This window comes from Variovorax sp. PEI5 (assembly GCF_056679935.1).
This window is the reverse complement of the sequence record NZ_CM155257.1, coordinates 2,558,961-2,575,823: the sequence shown is the minus strand read 5'-3', so window position 1 is coordinate 2,575,823 and position 16,863 is coordinate 2,558,961. Positions and strand designations below refer to the sequence as shown.

Sequence of the window (16,863 nt, the reverse complement as noted above, 5' to 3'; positions counted from 1 at the left end):
CTTCAGCGCAGGAACGCGTCGTAGCCGGTCTTCAGGATCAGCGCGCTCACCACGAAGATGAACACCGTGCGCACGAAGCCCGCGCCATGGCGCAGCGCCACGCGCGCGCCGAGCAGGCTGCCCGCGACATTCGCCACCGCCATCGCGATGCCGAAATGCCACCACACGTGGCCCTTGGCGGCGAACAGCACCAGCGCCCCCAGGTTGGTCATGGTGTTGAGCAGCTTGGCCGAGGCCGAGGCGTTGAGGAAGTCGTAGCCCAGCCAGCGCACGAACAGGAAGACGAAGAAGCTGCCGGTGCCGGGACCGAAGAAACCGTCGTAGAAGCCCAGCGCGAGGCCGATGGCGCCGGTCGCCGCGATCTCCCCGCGGCCCGAGAAGCGCGGCGTGTGATGGCGACCCATGTCCTTGCGCGCGAGGGTGTAGGCGAGCAGGGCGATCAGGATGAAGGGCAGCAGCCGGCGCAGGAAATCGCCGGGGATCCGCGTCACCGTCCAGGCGCCGGCGAGCGAGCCGGCGAAGGCCAGCAGCGCGGCCACGCCCAGTGCGTGCCAGCGCATCTCCACCTTGCGGCTGAATTGCACGGTGGCCGCCGCCGTGCCCCAGACCGAAGCACTCTTGTTGGTGCCGAAGAGCGTCGCTGGTGCGGCGCCGGGAAAGACGCTGAACAGGACCGGCACCAGGATGAGGCCGCCGCCGCCCACGATGGAGTCGATGAACCCGGCGAAGCCCGAGGCGAGGGTGAGAAGCAGCCATTCCATGGCGGGGGATTGTCGTCGCCAAAAAAAAAGCGCCGACTGAAGCGGCGCCTTGTGAAAAAACCGGGCATCTCTTGGTGGATGCCTGTGTCTGGATCTTTTTCTTCGGATCGGTTGACGAAGTGTCTCCTCGGAACCCCCCGCGTGACGGGAGGTGCCCGTTTGCGAGTGGCAGGACTTTAAAAGATGCACCGTAGCAGTGCATCAGGAATTACCCGCTGGCGAAAGCTTTGGTTTTAGTGGAAGGGGGAAGGCCGAAGGCGCCGCGAACCATGCGCGCCATGCCGGCGGTGATCCGGCCCAGAGCGGCGGATCATCGATACGCCGCTGCGGATCGCAAGATTCGGGCGTTAGGATGAACGTTTTCGTCTTACGACCCGATTTCACGCGACATGCCTTCCGCACCGCCGATCGACGACGCGCCCGATATCCGCGCCGCTGCCAGCGCGCCCGGTGCGCCGGCGACGGCGGCCGCGCCGCGGCTCGAGGCGCGCGACGTCGATGGCATCGCCTGGGTCAGGGCGAGCGGGCGCTGGACGGCGATGGCGCTGTCCTCGCGCTCGACCTGGACCGCGCTGTCGGGCGCGCTGCAGGGCATGCCGGCGCGCGAGGACCTGGGCTGGGACCTGCGCGACATCGAGCCACTCGACCACATCGGCGCGCAACTGCTCTGGAACCACTGGGGCCAGGCCTGGCCGAAGCGGCTGGTGCTGGAGGCGCCGCACCAGGCGGTGCTCGACCAGTGCGCCCAGTTCACCTGCAGCCTGCCGGTCGAGGTGCCGCCGACCACGGCCGAGCGCTTGAAGACGTTCGCGCACCTCGGCACGCGGCTGGCGATCGCGCTGCGCGATTTCGTGCGGCTGATCGGCCAGTTCGCGCTCGACATCGGCACCCTGGTCCGCGCGCCGCATCGCGGACCCTGGCGCGATCTCTCGGGCCAGCTCTATCAGTTCGGCGCCACGGCCCTGCCCATCACGGCGCTGGTGGGACTGCTGATCGGCGTCGTGCTGGCCTACCTGACCTCGCAGCAGCTGCGCCAGTACGGTGCCGAGACCTTCATCGTCAACATCCTGGGACTGGCGCTGGTGCGCGAGCTGGGTCCGGTGCTCGCCGCCGTGCTGGTGGCGGGGCGCTCGGGTTCGGCGATCACGGCGCAGATCGGCGTCATGCGCGTCACCGAGGAGCTCGATGCCATGCGCGTCATGGGCATCCCGCATGGCTTCCGGCTGGTGATGCCGCGCGTGCTCGCCCTGGCCATCGCGATGCCGCTGATCAGCCTGTGGACCTCGATGTCGGCGCTGCTCGGGGGCATGATCGTGGCCGACCTCTCGCTGGGCATCTCGCCGGCGTTCTTCCTGCAGGCGCTGCCGCGCGCGGTCGCCATGACCAACCTGTGGCTGGCGCTGGGGAAGTCGGCGGTGTTCGGCATCATGATCGCGCTGGTGGCCTGCCACTTCGGCATGCGCGTGCAGCCCAACACCGAGAGCCTGGGGCGCCGCACCACCTCCTCGGTCGTGACCTCGATCACGGTCGTGATCCTGATCGACGCCCTGTTCGCGGTGCTGTTCCGGGGCACGGGATTCCGATGATCGAGACGCCGGCGCCCGATGTCCCCCACCTGGTCGAGATCCGCCACCTGTGGACGGTGTTCGAGTCGCCCGATGGCGAGGAGCAGGTGGTGCACCAGGACCTGGACCTGGACATCCGTCGTGGCGAGGTGCTGTCGCTCGTCGGCGGCTCGGGCACCGGCAAGACGGTGCTGCTGCGCCAGATCCTGGGCCTGGAGCGCCCGGCCCGTGGCGAGGTGCGCGTGCTCGGCCAGAAGCCCGGCCAGCACGGCGCCGGCGGGGCGGCGAAGGTCGGCATGCTGTTCCAGCGCGGCGCGCTCTTCTCGGCCTTCAGCGTGCTCGAGAACATCGCCTTCCCGCTGCGCGAGCTGCGCCTGCTGCCCGATGCCCTCATCCGCGATGCCGCGCTGGTCAAGCTGCAGATGGTCGGGCTCGGGCCCGAGCATGCCGGCAAGCGGCCGTCGGATCTCTCGGGCGGGATGATCAAGCGCGTGGCGCTGGCCCGCGCGCTCATCATGGATCCGCCGCTGCTGCTGCTCGACGAACCCACCGCCGGTCTCGATCCCGAGAGCTCCGACGGCTTCTGCGACCTGCTGCGCGGACTGCACCGCGAGCTCGGGCTCACCGTGGTGATGGTCACGCACGACCTCGACACCCTGTTCGACCTGAGCACGCGCATCGCCGTGCTGGCCGACCGGCGCGTGATCATCGCGGGTCGCCCGCGCGAGGTGATCGCCCATCCGCATCCGTTCATCCGCGAATACTTCCTCGGCGGGCGCGGCCGGCGCGCGCTCGAGGCGTTGCACGATGCGCCCGCCGAGGCCGCGCCGGGATCCGCCGGCACCCCCCACCGCTAAGGAAACGACGCCATGGAAAACAAGGCCCATGCCCTCGCCGCCGGCGCCTTCGTGCTCGGCCTGCTCGCCGTGCTGGTCGCGATGGTGGTCTGGCTCACGCGCGACGACACGGTACGCGACACCTACGAGCTCTCCACCCGCGATGCCGTCAGCGGCCTGCAGCCGCAGGCGATGGTGCGCTTCCGCGGCATCGGCGTCGGCAAGGTCACGTCGATCGACTTCGACCCCAAGGTGCGCGGCAACGTGCGCGTGCGCCTGACGGTCGACCGCCGCGTGCCGCTGACGCAGTCGAGCTTCGCCACCCTGAGCTACCAGGGCGTGACCGGCCTGGCCTTCATCGCCCTGGACGACAAGGGCGAGTCCCAGGTCGCGCTGGTGCCCGACGAAGCCAATCCGCCGCGCCTGCCGCTGCGCGCCTCGATGATGGCGCAGCTGCAGGACCGCGGCCAGGCCATCCTCGATCAGGTCGAGCAGGTCAGCCGGCGTGCCAACACGCTCCTGGGCGACGACAACCAGAAGCGCATCGCCGATGCGCTGGAGAACGTCGCGCAGGCCACGGCGAATGTCGCCCAGCTCACCCGGCAGCTGGACTCGACCCTGAAGACCGGCGTGCAACCCGCGCTCGCCGCGCTGCCCCCGCTCATGACGCGCGCCGGCGACACGATGGGCGTGGTGCGCACCGCCGCGGGCGACATCTCGCGCGTGGCCAACAACCTCAACGCCACGGTCGGCCGCATCACCGCCGCCGACGGGCCGCTCGACCGGCTGGGCACCGGCACGCAGGGCCTGGCGCAGGCGGTCGATTCATTCAACAACGCGACCCTGCCGCGCCTGAACCGCGTCGCCGACGACACCTCGCGAGCCGTGCGCCGCCTGGGTCGGGCGGCCGACGGCATCAACGACAACCCGCAGTCGCTGCTGTTCGGCAACGGCGGCACGGCGGCGGGACCGGGCGAGCCCGGCTTCGTCGCGCCGGCCGCCGCGACGCCTTGAGACGCATCTCCCCCGCATCCCCCCGCAGCACGCAGCCGCACGAAGGTGACGACGACCATGCCACGCTCCCCTCTCTTTCGCTCTCCGATCCACGCCGTGCCGGGCGCCTGGGGCCTGGTCACGCTGCTGGCGCTGACCGGCTGCGGCGCATTGCCCGAACGGCCGGCGCGCGCCGTGCTCTACGACTTCGGCCCGGGCCCGGTCGCCCCGCCGGCGTCGAGCGCGCCGTCCTCGCCACCGGCCATCGCGCTGGCCGACATCGAGTCCAGCATGCGCCTGGAGAGTACGCAGGTGCTCTATCGGCTCGGCTATGCCGATGCCAACGAGCTTCGGCCCTACGGCCACGCGCGCTGGAGCGTGACGCCGGTGCAGCTGGTCCAGCATCGTCTGCGCGACGCCCTGGCGGCGAGCCGCACGGTGCTGACCACCGGCGAGAGCGCCACGCTCGCGCGCGTGCAGGGCCAGCGGCCGAACACGCTGCGCGTGTCGCTGGAGGAGTTCAGCCACTACTTCGAGACGCCTACGGCCAGCCTGGGGCTGGTGCGATTGCGCGCCACCCTGGTCCAGAGCACGCCGGCGGGCGAGCGCGTGCTGGCGCAGCGCGTCTTCGCGGCACGTCGCGCCGCGCCGAGCGCCGATGCCGCCGGTGGCGTCAAGGCCCTGGCCGCGGCGAGCGAGGCCGCGATCGGCGAGCTCGTCGGCTGGGTCGACGCGACCACGCGCTAGGAGCGGCGGCCGCGCGCCTCCCGCCTCAGACGACGCCGCGTCCCAGGATCGGGAACAGCTTGCCCAGGCCGTCGGCCATGACCTCGACGGCCAGCGCGGCCAGGATCAGTCCCATCAGCCGCGTCATCACGTTGATGCCGGTCTTGCCCAGCACGCGCGCGATCGGCACCGCCAGCGAGAACGCGACGCCGGTGGCCAGCCCGATCACCACGCCGTAGCCCACCAGCAGGGCGAGCTGCCAGACATGCTGCGTCTTCTCGGCATAGATCACCACGGTCGACATCGTCGCCGGGCCGGTCAGCAGCGGAATGGTCAGCGGCACCACCGCGATCGAGGCGCCGAGCGAGGCCTTCACCTCGGTGGCGCGGATCTCCTCCTTGCTGGTCTTGGCCTCGGCCGGCTGGGCATTGAGCATGTTGAGCGAGCTGATGAGCAGCAGCATGCCGCCGCCCACCTGGAAGCTGGCGATGGTGATGCCGAAGAAGCCCAGCAGCTGCAGGCCGAGCAGGGCGCTGACCGCGATCACCACGAAGGCGCTGAAGGCCGAGACCCAGGCCGTGCGCCGTCGCTGGCGCTCCGAATAGCCCTGCGTGTAGTGGATGAAGAACGGCACGATGGCCAGCGGATTGACGATCGCCAGCAGCGTGATCAGCGGCTTGATGAGATCCATGGTCGCCATCGCCGGCGTGCCTTCAGCGGCCCCCGGTCACGTCGAGCAGGGCGCCGGTGGTGTAGCTGGCCTCGTCCGAGAGCAGCCAGACGATGGCCGATGCGATCTCCTCGGCGCGGCCGACGCGCTTCATCGGCACGGTCGGGGCGAGGTCGAAGGCGCGTCGCGGCAGCCCGCCGGAGGCATGGATCTCGGTGTCGATGAGGCCGGGGCGCACCGCATTCACGCGGATGCCCTCGTCGGCCACCTCCTTGGCCAGACCGACCGTGAAGGTATCGATGGCGCCCTTGCTGGCGGCGTAGTCGACATACTGGCCGGGCGCGCCCAGTCGTGCCGCGACGCTCGACACGTTGACGATCGAGCCACCGGCGCCGCCATGCGCCGTGCTCATGCGCCGCACGGCCTCGCGTGCGCAGACGAAGCTGCCGACCACGTTGATGCGCAGCATGCGTTCCAGGCGGGCCACGTCCATCTCATCGACGCGCGCGGTCCGGTCGACCACGCCGGCGTTGTTGACCAGTGCCGTCAGCCGGCCGAGCTTGGCGTCGATGCGCTCGAACATGGCCATCACCTGCGCCTCGTCGCCGACGTCGGCCTTGACCGCCATGGCGGTCGCGCCCTCGGCGCGGATGGCGCGCACCACCTCGTCGGCCGCCAGCGAGTTGCTGGCATAGTTGACCGCCACCGCCCAACCGCGGCGGGCGGCCAGGAGGGCGGTCGCGGCGCCGATCCCGCGGCTCGCGCCGGTCACCAGAAGCACTTTCGGTCCCGAAGTCTCCAAAGCCCACCTCCTGCACAGAAACTGCGCGTCAGTTAAAAAACCCGTCCGGATTACATCACTCGAGGAGCGATCGCATGACACGCACCATCGTCGACTACTACTTCACGCCCCAGAGCCCGTGGACCTATCTGGGCCACGCGCGCTTCGCCGCCATGGCGCGCCGCGCCGATGCCGAGGTGCGCGTGCGGCCGGTCGATTTCGGTGCCGTGTTCCCGGTCTCCGGCGGCCTGCCGCTGGGCAAGCGCGCGCCCCAGCGCCAGGCCTACCGGCTGGTCGAGATGGCGCGCTTCTCGCGGCACCTGGGCCTGCCGCTCAACCCCAAGCCGAAGTTCTTCCCGGTCGCCGGCGACGACGCGGCCAAGCTCATCATCGCCGCCGACATTCACGACGGCACCGAGGCCGCGATGGCGCTCAGCGGCGCGATCTTCGCCGCCGTGTGGGTCCAGGAGCGCAACATCGCCGATCCCGGGGTGCTCGAAGCCATCGCCGCCGAATGCGGCCTGGACGGGCGGCGCGCCGAGCAGGCGCAGAGCCAGGCCGTGCAGGAGCGCTACGACGACTACACCCGTCAGGCCATCGAGGCCAAGGTGTTCGGCGCCCCGAGCTATGTGATCGACGGCGAGATCTTCTGGGGCCAGGACCGCCTCGACTTCGTCGAGCAGGCCCTCCGCAAGCAGGCCTGAGCGCCGGCGCCCCTCTTCCTTTCCCTCCACCATTTCCATCCAACCCTCGATCCTCAGGAGACAAAGACCATGGGCCAATTCATCGACCTCGACGCCAAGGACGGCTTCAGATTTCCCGCCTACGTGGCCGAGCCGGCCGGCCAGCCCAAGGGCGCGATCGTCGTGCTGCAGGAGATCTTCGGCGTCAACTCGCACATCCGTTCGGTGGCCGACGGCTATGCGGCCGAAGGCTATCTGGCCGTGGCTCCCGCCACGTTCCATCGCGTGAAGCCGGGAGTCGAGCTCGGCTACACCGGCGACGACATGCAGGCCGGATCCGCGCTCAAGGCAGCCGTCGAGGCGCTGCCCGCGCCCGGCGTGATGCAGGACGTGCAGGCTGCCGTCGACTACGCGGCGCGCGCCGGCAAGGTCGGCATCGTGGGCTACTGCTGGGGTGGCCTGCTGACCTGGCGGGCCGCGGCGATGGTGTCGGGACTCGCGGCCGCCGCGCCCTACTATGGTGGTGGCATGACGACCTCCGAGGAATCGGCCCGCCAGCCCAGGGTGCCGGTGCTGGCGCACTTCGGCGAGCGCGATCACTGGATCCCGGTCGACACGGTCGAAGCCTTCAAGGCCGCCCATCCGGAAGTCGAGGTGCATGTCTACGCGGCCGATCATGGCTTCAACTGCGACCAGCGCGGCTCCTATGAGGCCGAGTCCGCGAAGCTGGCCAAGGAGCGCACGCTGGCCTTCTTCGACCGGCTCATTGTTCGCGCGGCGTGAACACAGTGGTCGCGGCGCGAGGCGTTTTTCGACGGTGATCAGGCTCAAAATTCCATTCACAGGTTGGCGCTGAAAGCAAGCCTGAGAAACCCTAAGGAATAGAGAGTCGATATGAATACCGCCCGAATCATCACCACCGCCGCACTCGCCCTGATCGCCGCCGCCGGCGCGCATGCCGATGTCTACGACTACGTGCCCAACGTCCCGTCGACCAGCGTGGTCTCGCGCTCGGAGACGAACGCGCAGGCCCGGGTCGCCGCGCACAGCGCGGATGGCTATCGCCAGAGCGCCATGTCCGGCGTGGTGCCCGCCCGCGCTTCGGGCCAGGACCGCCAGGCGGTGCACGCCGGCGCCGTGGCCGCCGCGCATGCGCCCTATCAGAACCTGCAGTTGTCGTCGTTCGTGAACAGCCGTGTTCCGGCCAATCGCGGCAACGGTTTCTCGACCTTCTGATCGGTCGAGGGACGGACCGGGCGTCGGCGTCCGGTCGACGCATTCCCATGAAAAGCCGGGTGACGCATCGAGCGTCACCCGGCTTTTCGCTTCTCATTGCCGGCAGGCCGGTCCGGGTCGGTCGCGGAAACTGGTCTGTAGGAAATCCAGCAGCGCGCGCAAGGCGGCGCTGTTGTGCCGGCGCTGGAGGTAGGCGGCCGACAGCCAGATGTCGCTGCGTGCATGGCCCTGTAGCACCGGCACCAGTTCCCCATGGTCGATCTGCGACTGCACCAGCATGGATGGCACGTAGAGCACCCCGAACCCTTGCATCGCCACCTGGATGAGGGGCGCCAGTTCGGTGGCGTCCATGCGGCTCCTCAGTGGCACGTCGACGGCCTGTCCCTCGATCTCGAAGCGCCAGTGCGGGTGCGAGCCGAGGCGCGAGTAGGTCAGGGCGTCGTGCCGGGAGAGATCGGCCGGATGCGTCGGCACGCCATGCTTCTTCCAGTACTGAGGCGAGGCGCACACCACCAGCGGCACCTGCTTGAGCTTGCGTACGATCAGGTTCTCGTCGGCGACCGGACCGAAGCGCAGGGCCAGGTCGACGGCCTCCTCGGCCATGTCGACCATGCGGTTGGTCAGATGCAGGCTGAGCCGGACTTCCGGGTAGTGACCCATGAAGCGGGCCAGCAGTCCGGGCAGATAGCCCTGGCCCATGCCATGCGGCGCCGAGATGCGCAGCCGTCCGGTCGGCTGGCTCGCATGCGCCTGGAGCTCGGCCTTCGTGAGCGTCAGCATTTCCATGACCGGACCGCTGCGCTCGAGCAGCAGGGCTCCGGCATCGGTCAGGCTGACCGAACGCGTCGAGCGATTGAGCAAGCGCACGCCCAGGCGGGTCTCCAGCTCGGCCACGTACTTGCTCACCGTGGCCCTGGCCAGCCCCAGGCGGGTGGCGGCGCGCGAGAAGCTGCCCTGCTCGGCGACGTCGCGGAAGGTCTTGATCAGCTCGAACGTGTCCATGCGGCGCGCATGTTCAGCGCGCCGTGCGCGCCAGGTAGCGCTTGCGCCAGAACACCGCCACCAGCGCGACGGCGGTCACGCCCATCGAGCCCATCGCGATCCAGAAGCCATCGGCCTTGTGCACCAGCGGAACGAATTCGAAGTTCATGCCGAAGATGCCGGCGATCAGGTTGAGCGGCAGGAAGACGGCCGTGAGCACGGTGAGCACCCGCATGATGTCGTTGGTGCGGTGGCTCTGGACGCTGAAGTGCATCTGCACGGCGGTCTCGGCGTTCTGCTCGAGACGGCGCACGTGGTGCACCACGCGCTCGATGTGCTCGAGCACGTCGCGGCTGCGCACCAGCACCAGTTCGCGCTCGCGGGCCTCGGTCGGCGAGTCGGGCAATGGCAGGGTCTCCAGGGCATCGATCCAGTCCTGCAGCGCGGCGCGCTGGTCCTCGCAGATCTCGTCGAGGTGGTGCAGCGACTGGCGGGCGTCCATCAGGGCGCTCCAGTTGGTGAACCGGCTCTTGGGGTCGATCAGTTCGGCCTGCCAGTGGTCGAGCTGCCTGGTGAGCTGGCGTCGGAGGTCGAGGTAGCCGTCGACGATCTGGTTGGCCAGACGCAGCATCAGGTCGGCCGGGCTGGTGGGGATGCGGGCGCTGACCGCGCGGACGTCGAGCGCCGGCGCTTCGGTGACATCGCGCGCGCCGTTGCCGCGCACGGCGGCCAGCAGCTTCTGCGCATAGGCATCGCGCACCGCGCCATCCTCGGGATGCACGGAGAGCAGCACGCGATCGAAGACGGCGAAGCCGACCGGCCGCGTGTCCACGCGCCGCAGCACCGGCGGACCACCGCCATGGGCGGGGGCCGGGCCCTCGGGTCTGCCGCCGTCCGTCCCTGTCGCACCGCCGGCAGATGCCGTCACGGTTCCGGCGGCCAGGCGACGCAGCACCAGCACGTCGTAGAGCGAGGTGTAGTCGTAGTGCGAAGGCAGCTGGTCGTTGAGCAGGTCGCTCACGTGCAGGTCGAGCAGCTGCGTGCCGCACAGGGTCTCCAGCACCGGTTGCACCGCGGACAGTTCGGCGTGCAGTTCGGAACGCGTCAGGGAAAGCCACAGATAGCCGCCACGGCAGGCGTCGGGCCGAGCCAATGGAGCCAGCGTGGCGTGCTCGTCGACTTGCGAGCCATGGATCTCGAAGATGCGCACGAATGAACCGGGATCGTGGAAGGAAGCGGGAACGGGGAGGAAGCGAGACCGTGGGCGCCGCGTCCGTCGTCAGCGTTGCTGCTGGCGCAGCAGGCGGGCGGCGTCGAGCGCGAAATAGGTCAGGACGCCATCGGCGCCGGCACGCTTGAAGGCCAGGAGGCTCTCCATCATGACGGCCTCGCGGTCGAGCCAGCCATTCTGCGCCGCCGCCATCAGCATCGCGTATTCGCCACTGACCTGGTAGGCGAAGGTCGGCACGCGGAATTCGTCCTTCACGCGGCGCACGATGTCCAGGTAGGGCATGCCGGGCTTGACCATCACCATGTCGGCGCCTTCGGCGATGTCGATGGCGACCTCGCGCAGGGCTTCGTCGCTGTTGCCCGGATCCATCTGGTAGACCTTCTTGTTGCTGCGCCCGAGATTCGCGGCCGAGCCGACGGCGTCGCGGAACGGACCATAGAAGGCACTCGCGTACTTGGCGCTGTACGCCATGATCCGCGTGTGGATGTCGCCATTGGATTCGAGCGCGTCGCGGATGGCACCGATGCGGCCGTCCATCATGTCGCTCGGGGCCACGATGTCGACGCCGGCGGCGGCCTGGGCCAGCGCCTGCCGGGCCAGCACCTCGACGGTGGCGTCGTTGATCACATAGCCGTCGTCGTCGAGCAGTCCGTCCTGGCCATGGCTGGTGTAGGGGTCGAGCGCGACGTCGGTGAGCACGCCGAGTTCCGGGAAACGCTGCTTGAGCGCCGCGACCACGCGCGGGACCAGGCCGTCTGGGTTGAAGGCCTCGTCGCCGGACGGGGTCTTGAGGCCGGGGTCGATGACCGGGAACAGCGCCAGCACCGGGATGCCCAGCGCGACGCATTCCTCGGCCACCGGCAGCAGCGTGTCCAGGCTCAGACGTTCCACGCCGGGCATGGAGGCGATCGCATCGCGGCGACGCTCGCCTTCCTGCACGAACACCGGATAGATCAGGTCATGCGCGCTCAGCGCGTGTTCGCGCACGAGGTTGCGCGTGAAGGTGTCGCGACGCAGGCGTCGGGGACGTCCCGCGGGAAAGGGTGCATGGAAGGTCATGCCGAAAATTGTGCCTGATGTGACGTGTCCCTCGCGGCATGCGGGAGCCCTGGGAGTGATCTCAAAATTGCGTAGACGAAAAGTTCAAACGCAGCACACAAACGATATTTGATAAAGACAAATTGCTACAAACACGGTTGATTCAAACAGAAGTATTTGTTAAATTCCGCGCCGGGCGGCTTGCCGCTCCCCGCTTTTCCTCCCTGAGCGGGTGCCTTGATGTGTGACAGCAAAAGGGCTTCCCAGCCCGACGTCTTCACGTCGGGCTTTTTTTTGTCCGTCGCACGGGCCCGTGCGGTTGGCGGGAGCTGTCACGGCACCCACTTAAACTGCCGTGATGCTCTGGATCAAGTCGCTTCACATCGTTTTCATCGCCAGCTGGTTCGCCGGCCTTTTCTATCTCCCGCGCATCTTCGTCAATCTGGCGCAGGTGCCCGCCGGCTCCGTGGCCGAGCGCGCGCGCCTGCTTCTGATGGCGCGCCGACTGCTGCGATTCACGACGCTGCTGGCGGTGCCCGCGATCGGACTCGGCCTCTGGCTGTGGCTGGTCTATGGCATCGGACGCGGGCCCGGCAATGGCTGGATGCATGCCAAACTGGCGTTGGTGCTGGTCGTGATCGGCTATCACCACAGTTGCGGTTCGCTGTTGCGACGCTTCTCCAACGGCAGCAATCGCCGCAGCGAGCGCTGGTATCGCTGGTACAACGAAGTGCCGGTGCTGCTGCTGCTGGCCATTGTCGTGCTGGTGGTCGTCAAGCCGTTCTGAGGGAAGCCCCATGCCCGCACGGGGCCATGCCGTGTCCGTTTCGAATCCACTCGCGTGAAGTCGCCGCGCCTCGTCTCCGCCGCCTTGCCATTGGCGCTCGCCTATGCGGTGCTGATCGCCTATGCGAGCCTGTATCCGTTCGCGGACTGGCGCGACCAGGGCATCGCACCCTGGGCCTATCTCGAGGCGCCCTGGCCCAAGTACTGGACCGGCTTCGATCTCGGCATCAACGTCGCGGGCTATGTGCCGATGGGTTTCCTCGCGGCGCTCGCCGTGCTGCGCACGCGGCCGGAAGCCGGTGTGACTCGGGCGGTGCTGCGGGCGACCCTGGCCGGCGCCGCCGTGTCCTTCGCCATGGAGACGCTGCAGAGCTACCTGCCGGCGCGCATTCCTTCCAACGTCGATCTGGCGCTCAATGCGCTCGGTACCTTCGCTGGCGCGGCACTGGCCGCGGCATTGGAACGCGCCGGCGCCATCGCCCACTGGAGCCGCGTGCGTTCGCAGTGGTTCATCACCGATGCGAGCGGTGCGCTGGTGCTGCTGGCGTTGTGGCCGATCGCGTTGCTGTTCCCGGCGGCGGTCACCTTCGGCCTGGGCCAGGTCTTCGAGCGGCTCGAGACCGCGATCGCCGAGTGGCTGCTCGACACGCCATTCATCGACTGGCTGCCGGTGCGCCAGTTCGAGCTCGAGCCGCTGGTCCCGGGTGTGGAACTCCTGTGCGTCATGCTGGGTGCGCTGGTGCCGTGCCTGCTGGCGTTCATGGTGACGCGCTCGGCACCGCGCCGTGCCATCGTGCTGGTCCTGACGCTGTCCGGCGGTGTCGCGGCCAGCGCCCTGTCGGCGGCGCTGAGTTATGGGCCGCAGCATGCCTGGGCCTGGCTGAGTTCGCCGGTGCAGGTCGGGATCGCGGCCGCGGTGGTCGCGGGCATGACGCTGCTGGCCGCTCCGCGACGACTCTGCGCGGCCCTGCTGGTGCTGGCGCTGGCTCTGCATCTGGCCCTGCTCAACCAGGCACCCGAGAGCGCCTATTTCGCCGAGACGCTGGCGAGCTGGGAGCAGGGCCGCTTCATCCGCTTCCACGGTCTCGCGCAATGGGTGGGTTGGCTCTGGCCCTTTGCGACGCTGGGATACGTGCTCGCGGCGTTGTCCCGGCGTCCGCGCCAAACCTAGAATCGATCGATGCCCCGCACCCCCGTCACTCCTTCCGCCTCCATCACGCCGGGCGCCGACGCGCCCGGCTACTACGAGCGCCACATCTTCTTCTGCCTGAACGAGCGCAAGGGCGGCGAGGACTCCTGCGCGCTGCATGACGCCCAGGCGGGCTTCGACCGCTGCAAGTCGCGTGTCAAGGAAGCCGGTCTGTCCGGCGTGGGCAAGGTGCGCGTCAACAAGGCCGGTTGCCTGGACCGCTGTGCCGGAGGCCCGGTCGCGGTGGTGTATCCGGAGGCGGTCTGGTACACCTTCGTCGACAAGGAGGACATCGACGAGATCGTCGAGTCGCACCTCAAGAACGGTCGTGTCGTCGAACGCCTCGTGCTGCCCTCGGACGTGGGCCGCTAATGGCAACGGCAGCGCAGTTCGGGAGACGGATGGCATGAATTCACAGACCGAGAAGCTCCGCCTCGCGGGTCCGGCCGGCGTCATCGAGGTCCTGCGCGACCTCCCGGCGGCCGGTGTGCCCGCACGAGGTGTCGCCGTCATCGCCCATCCGCATCCGCTCTTCGGTGGCACGATGGACAACAAGGTCGTCCAGACCCTGGCGCGGGCTTTCGTCTCCACCGGTTGGACGGCCGTGCGCTTCAACTTCCGTGGCGTCGGTGCCAGCGAAGGCGTGCACGACGAGGGGCGTGGCGAGACCGAGGACTATCGCGCCATCGTCGCGCAACTCGCCCCCGAGGGCGCGATCGCCGTGGCCGGATTCTCCTTCGGCGCGTTCGTCGCCATCAATGCGCTGCAGGCCCTGTGGAGCGAACGCGACGTGCGCCAGGTGGCCTTGATCGGCGCCAGCGTCGCGCGCGTGGTGCCACCCGCATTGCCGGTCGATGCGCTGGAACGCACGCTGGTCGTGCATGGCGAGGCCGACGACACGGTCGCGCTGGCGGCGCTCATGGACTGGGCACGGCCACAGTCACTTCCTGTCACAGTCGTTCCGGGGGGCGGTCATTTCTTTCACGGACAATTGCCGCTCCTCAAGAACCTCGTCGCCCGCCATCTTCGCGCGGGCTAGTCCTTCCGGTTTTCCCGCATCCCCCATGAATCGCTTTTCCAACGCGCTGCGCGCGCTGATGCTGGCCGTTGCCGCTTCCTTCTGCATGCTGGGCGTCCAGGCGCAGACCGTGCCCGTCCCGCCCGAGGTCGCCGCGCGCAGTTATCTGCTGCTCGACGTCACGGCCAACCAGTTGCTGGCCCAGAAGGACATCGACAGCCCGGTCGAGCCGGCTTCCCTGACCAAGCTGATGTCGGCCTATCTGGTGTTCGACGCACTCAAGGCCAAGAAGCTCACCCTCGCACAGACCCTGCCGGTGAGCCAGCGCGCCTGGAAGATGCCCGGTTCGCGCATGTTCATCGACCCCAAGATGCAGGTCCCGGTCGAGGACCTGATCAAGGGCCTGATCGTGCAGTCCGGCAACGACGCGACCGTGGCACTGGCCGAAGGCGTCGCCGGCTCGGTCGAACGCTTCGTCGAGCTCATGAACGACCAGGCCAAGGTGCTGGGCATGAAGAACACGGGCTACAAGAATCCCGAGGGACTGACAGCGCCCGGCCACACGACCACGGCGCGCGACCTGAGCATCCTCGCGACCCGCCTGATGCATGACTTCCCGGAATACGTCCATTACTACTCGATCAAGAAGTACCGCTATCCCGGCACCCCGTCGACCAACGACACCAACCGCAATCTGCTGCTGTTCCGCGATCCGACCGTCGACGGTCTGAAGACGGGTCACACCGATGCTGCCGGTTACTGCATGATCGTCACGGCCAAGCGCGATTTCCCGAACCTGGGCACGGGTGGGCGCCGCCTGCTGACCATCGTGCTGGGCACGACGAGCGAGAACGCACGTGCCAATGAGTCGCAGAAGCTCCTGAACTGGGGCTATACCGCCTATGACGCTGTGCGCCTGTTCGAAGCCGGGCAGCCTGCGGCGACGCCAGCCGTCTGGAAGGGCAAGGCGGACACCCTGAAGCTCGGCCGGCCCGAGGCCATCGTCGTGGCCGTCCCCGCCGGCTCTGCCGCCCGGATCAAGACGCAGATCGCCCGCCCGGATCCGCTGATTGCCCCATTCGCCAAGAACCAGTCCGTAGGCACCCTGAAGGTCATGCTGGGTGAAGAGCCGGTCACCGAGGTGCCGCTGGTGGCGCTCGACGCCGTCGATCAGGCGGGCATCATGGGCCGAGCCTGGGACGCCATCCGTCTCTGGATCAAGTAAGCGGGCACCCCGCTCGTTCGTCCTGCTATACTCGCGGGCTTTTCGGAAAAATTCCGAAGGGTTTCACGTTTTTGTCATTTCCCGGTTCCTCATGTCACGGTGAGGGTCGCGATCGGGATTGTTTTGGGATTCATTCATTCATGCCAACCATCAATCAACTGGTGCGTCAGGGTCGAACGGTCGAAAAGATCAACTCGAAGAGCCCTGCCATGCAGAACTCGCCGCAACGCCGCGGTGTCTGCACCCGCGTCTACACCACGACGCCCAAGAAGCCCAACTCGGCGCTCCGTAAGGTCGCCAAGGTCCGTCTGACCAACGGCTTCGAAGTCATCTCGTACATCGGTGGCGAAGGTCACAACCTGCAGGAACACAGCGTCGTGCTGGTTCGTGGCGGTCGTGTCAAGGACTTGCCCGGTGTGCGCTACCACATCGTCCGCGGTTCGCTCGATCTGCAAGGCGTCAAGGATCGCAAGCAGTCGCGTTCCAAGTACGGCGCGAAGCGCCCCAAGAAGGCCTAAGGCTTTCTGTTTCCATCAGCGGTGTTCGGCGCGCCTTGGCGGGTGCATCGGACGAAGTGACCCGATCCTGGGTCGAGTAAGTGAGAGATCCATGTCGTCTCTCGCGGTGCCCAAGAGGGTGCCAACTGAAGCAAAGAGGTTAGTAACATGCCACGTCGTCGCGAAGTCCCCAAACGTGAAATCCTGCCGGACCCGAAGTTCGGCAATGTCGAGCTGTCCAAATTCATGAACGTGATCATGGAAGGCGGCAAGAAGGCTGTGGCCGAGCGCATCATCTATGGCGCCCTGGAGCAGATCGAGAAGAAGAATCCGGGCAAGGATCCGGTCGAAGCCTTCACCATGGCGATCAACAACGTCAAGCCGATGGTCGAAGTGAAGTCGCGTCGCGTGGGCGGTGCGAACTATCAGGTGCCCGTCGAGGTGCGCCCCGTCCGCCGTCTGGCGCTGTCGATGCGCTGGATCAAGGAAGCCGCCCGCAAGCGTGGCGAGAAGTCGATGGCCATGCGTCTGGCCAATGAACTCATGGAAGCCACGGAAGGTCGCGGCGGTGCCATGAAGAAGCGCGATGAAGTGCATCGCATGGCGGAAGCCAACAAGGCTTTCAGCCACTTCCGCTTCTAAAGAAA

Annotated in this window: 20 protein-coding genes; 14 read left to right on the top strand and 6 right to left on the bottom strand. The window is 68.0% G+C overall.

Annotated elements, in window-relative coordinates; all coding sequences use genetic code 11:
- Window positions 1-2: 2 nt before the first annotated feature.
- On the bottom strand, window positions 3-761 hold the full coding sequence (locus tag AC1MLT_RS11920; RefSeq protein ID WP_481032431.1) for a TSUP family transporter: 759 nt from the start codon (window positions 759-761) through the stop codon (window positions 3-5).
- A 389-nt stretch (window positions 762-1,150) separates the two neighbouring features.
- On the opposite strand from AC1MLT_RS11920, the gene AC1MLT_RS11915 reads away from it, so the two are divergent.
- The 4 genes from AC1MLT_RS11915 to AC1MLT_RS11900 are packed head-to-tail and all read left to right on the top strand — an operon-like array spanning window position 1,151 to window position 4,902.
- Window positions 1,151-2,347 carry an MlaE family ABC transporter permease gene (locus tag AC1MLT_RS11915; protein WP_481032430.1) on the top strand — a complete coding sequence of 399 codons (1,197 nt, stop codon included), beginning with the start codon at window positions 1,151-1,153 and terminating at the stop codon, window positions 2,345-2,347.
- The gene (locus tag AC1MLT_RS11910; RefSeq protein ID WP_481032429.1) at window positions 2,344-3,183 is read left to right on the top strand and encodes an ABC transporter ATP-binding protein; all 840 of its coding nucleotides are present in this window, start codon (window positions 2,344-2,346) and stop codon (window positions 3,181-3,183) included. The genes AC1MLT_RS11915 and AC1MLT_RS11910 overlap by 4 nt, the downstream gene beginning before the upstream one ends.
- A 12-nt stretch (window positions 3,184-3,195) precedes the next feature.
- Window positions 3,196-4,176, top strand: a complete 981-nt coding sequence (locus AC1MLT_RS11905; RefSeq protein WP_481032428.1) for an MlaD family protein — start codon at window positions 3,196-3,198, stop codon at window positions 4,174-4,176.
- A gap of 57 nt (window positions 4,177-4,233) precedes the next feature.
- A complete protein-coding gene (locus AC1MLT_RS11900; protein ID WP_481032427.1) occupies window positions 4,234-4,902 on the top strand; it encodes an ABC-type transport auxiliary lipoprotein family protein in 669 nt (222 codons plus the stop codon).
- A 25-nt stretch (window positions 4,903-4,927) separates the two neighbouring features.
- On the opposite strand, the gene AC1MLT_RS11895 is transcribed toward AC1MLT_RS11900, so the two are convergent.
- Window positions 4,928-5,572 carry a MarC family protein gene (locus tag AC1MLT_RS11895; protein WP_481032426.1) on the bottom strand — a complete coding sequence of 215 codons (645 nt, stop codon included), beginning with the start codon at window positions 5,570-5,572 and terminating at the stop codon, window positions 4,928-4,930.
- 22 nt (window positions 5,573-5,594) lie between these two features.
- Window positions 5,595-6,326 (bottom strand): SDR family oxidoreductase, encoded by a 732-nt coding sequence (locus tag AC1MLT_RS11890; RefSeq protein WP_481034993.1) that lies wholly within the window; start codon window positions 6,324-6,326, stop codon window positions 5,595-5,597.
- A gap of 101 nt (window positions 6,327-6,427) precedes the next feature.
- Here AC1MLT_RS11890 and AC1MLT_RS11885 point away from each other — a divergent pair, with 101 nt between their 5' ends.
- The 3 genes from AC1MLT_RS11885 to AC1MLT_RS11875 all read left to right on the top strand — a co-directional run bounded on the left by AC1MLT_RS11885 (window position 6,428) and on the right by AC1MLT_RS11875 (window position 8,251).
- Window positions 6,428-7,036: a DsbA family protein gene (locus AC1MLT_RS11885; protein WP_481032425.1), complete on the top strand. Its 609-nt coding sequence runs from the start codon at window positions 6,428-6,430 to the stop codon at window positions 7,034-7,036.
- A gap of 69 nt (window positions 7,037-7,105) precedes the next feature.
- Entirely contained in the window at window positions 7,106-7,798 is a 693-nt protein-coding gene (locus AC1MLT_RS11880; RefSeq protein ID WP_481032424.1) for a dienelactone hydrolase family protein, read from the top strand.
- A gap of 111 nt (window positions 7,799-7,909) precedes the next feature.
- The gene (locus AC1MLT_RS11875; protein WP_481032423.1) at window positions 7,910-8,251 is read left to right on the top strand and encodes an alpha/beta hydrolase; all 342 of its coding nucleotides are present in this window, start codon (window positions 7,910-7,912) and stop codon (window positions 8,249-8,251) included.
- 93 nt (window positions 8,252-8,344) lie between these two features.
- Here AC1MLT_RS11875 and AC1MLT_RS11870 read toward each other — a convergent pair whose 3' ends face one another.
- The 3 genes from AC1MLT_RS11870 to hemB all read right to left on the bottom strand — a co-directional run bounded on the left by AC1MLT_RS11870 (window position 8,345) and on the right by hemB (window position 11,522).
- Window positions 8,345-9,253: a LysR family transcriptional regulator gene (locus AC1MLT_RS11870; RefSeq protein ID WP_481032422.1), complete on the bottom strand. Its 909-nt coding sequence runs from the start codon at window positions 9,251-9,253 to the stop codon at window positions 8,345-8,347.
- 13 nt (window positions 9,254-9,266) lie between these two features.
- Window positions 9,267-10,442, bottom strand: coding sequence for a magnesium transporter CorA family protein (locus AC1MLT_RS11865; RefSeq protein ID WP_481032421.1), 1,176 nt, complete (start codon window positions 10,440-10,442; stop codon window positions 9,267-9,269).
- 69 nt (window positions 10,443-10,511) lie between these two features.
- On the bottom strand, window positions 10,512-11,522 hold the full coding sequence (gene hemB / locus AC1MLT_RS11860) for a porphobilinogen synthase (protein ID WP_481032420.1): 1,011 nt from the start codon (window positions 11,520-11,522) through the stop codon (window positions 10,512-10,514).
- Window positions 11,523-11,859: 337 nt separating this feature from the next.
- Here hemB and AC1MLT_RS11855 point away from each other — a divergent pair, with 337 nt between their 5' ends.
- From AC1MLT_RS11855 to rpsG, 7 genes are all read left to right on the top strand, one after another.
- Entirely contained in the window at window positions 11,860-12,288 is a 429-nt protein-coding gene (locus AC1MLT_RS11855; protein ID WP_481032419.1) for a CopD family protein, read from the top strand.
- Window positions 12,289-12,342: 54 nt separating this feature from the next.
- Window positions 12,343-13,458, top strand: a complete 1,116-nt coding sequence (locus AC1MLT_RS11850) for a VanZ family protein (protein ID WP_481032418.1) — start codon at window positions 12,343-12,345, stop codon at window positions 13,456-13,458.
- Between the two features lie 9 nt (window positions 13,459-13,467).
- Window positions 13,468-13,848: a (2Fe-2S) ferredoxin domain-containing protein gene (locus AC1MLT_RS11845; RefSeq protein ID WP_481032417.1), complete on the top strand. Its 381-nt coding sequence runs from the start codon at window positions 13,468-13,470 to the stop codon at window positions 13,846-13,848.
- Between the two features lie 34 nt (window positions 13,849-13,882).
- Complete coding sequence (locus tag AC1MLT_RS11840) at window positions 13,883-14,515, top strand: alpha/beta hydrolase (protein WP_481032416.1); 633 nt, start codon at window positions 13,883-13,885, stop codon at window positions 14,513-14,515.
- Window positions 14,516-14,540: 25 nt separating this feature from the next.
- The gene (locus AC1MLT_RS11835; protein ID WP_481032415.1) at window positions 14,541-15,719 is read left to right on the top strand and encodes a D-alanyl-D-alanine carboxypeptidase family protein; all 1,179 of its coding nucleotides are present in this window, start codon (window positions 14,541-14,543) and stop codon (window positions 15,717-15,719) included.
- 140 nt (window positions 15,720-15,859) lie between these two features.
- Window positions 15,860-16,237, top strand: a complete 378-nt coding sequence (rpsL, locus tag AC1MLT_RS11830) for a 30S ribosomal protein S12 (RefSeq protein ID WP_013543948.1) — start codon at window positions 15,860-15,862, stop codon at window positions 16,235-16,237.
- A 147-nt stretch (window positions 16,238-16,384) separates the two neighbouring features.
- Window positions 16,385-16,858, top strand: a complete 474-nt coding sequence (gene rpsG, locus AC1MLT_RS11825) for a 30S ribosomal protein S7 (protein WP_296314662.1) — start codon at window positions 16,385-16,387, stop codon at window positions 16,856-16,858.
- The last annotated feature ends 5 nt before the right edge of the window (window positions 16,859-16,863 follow it).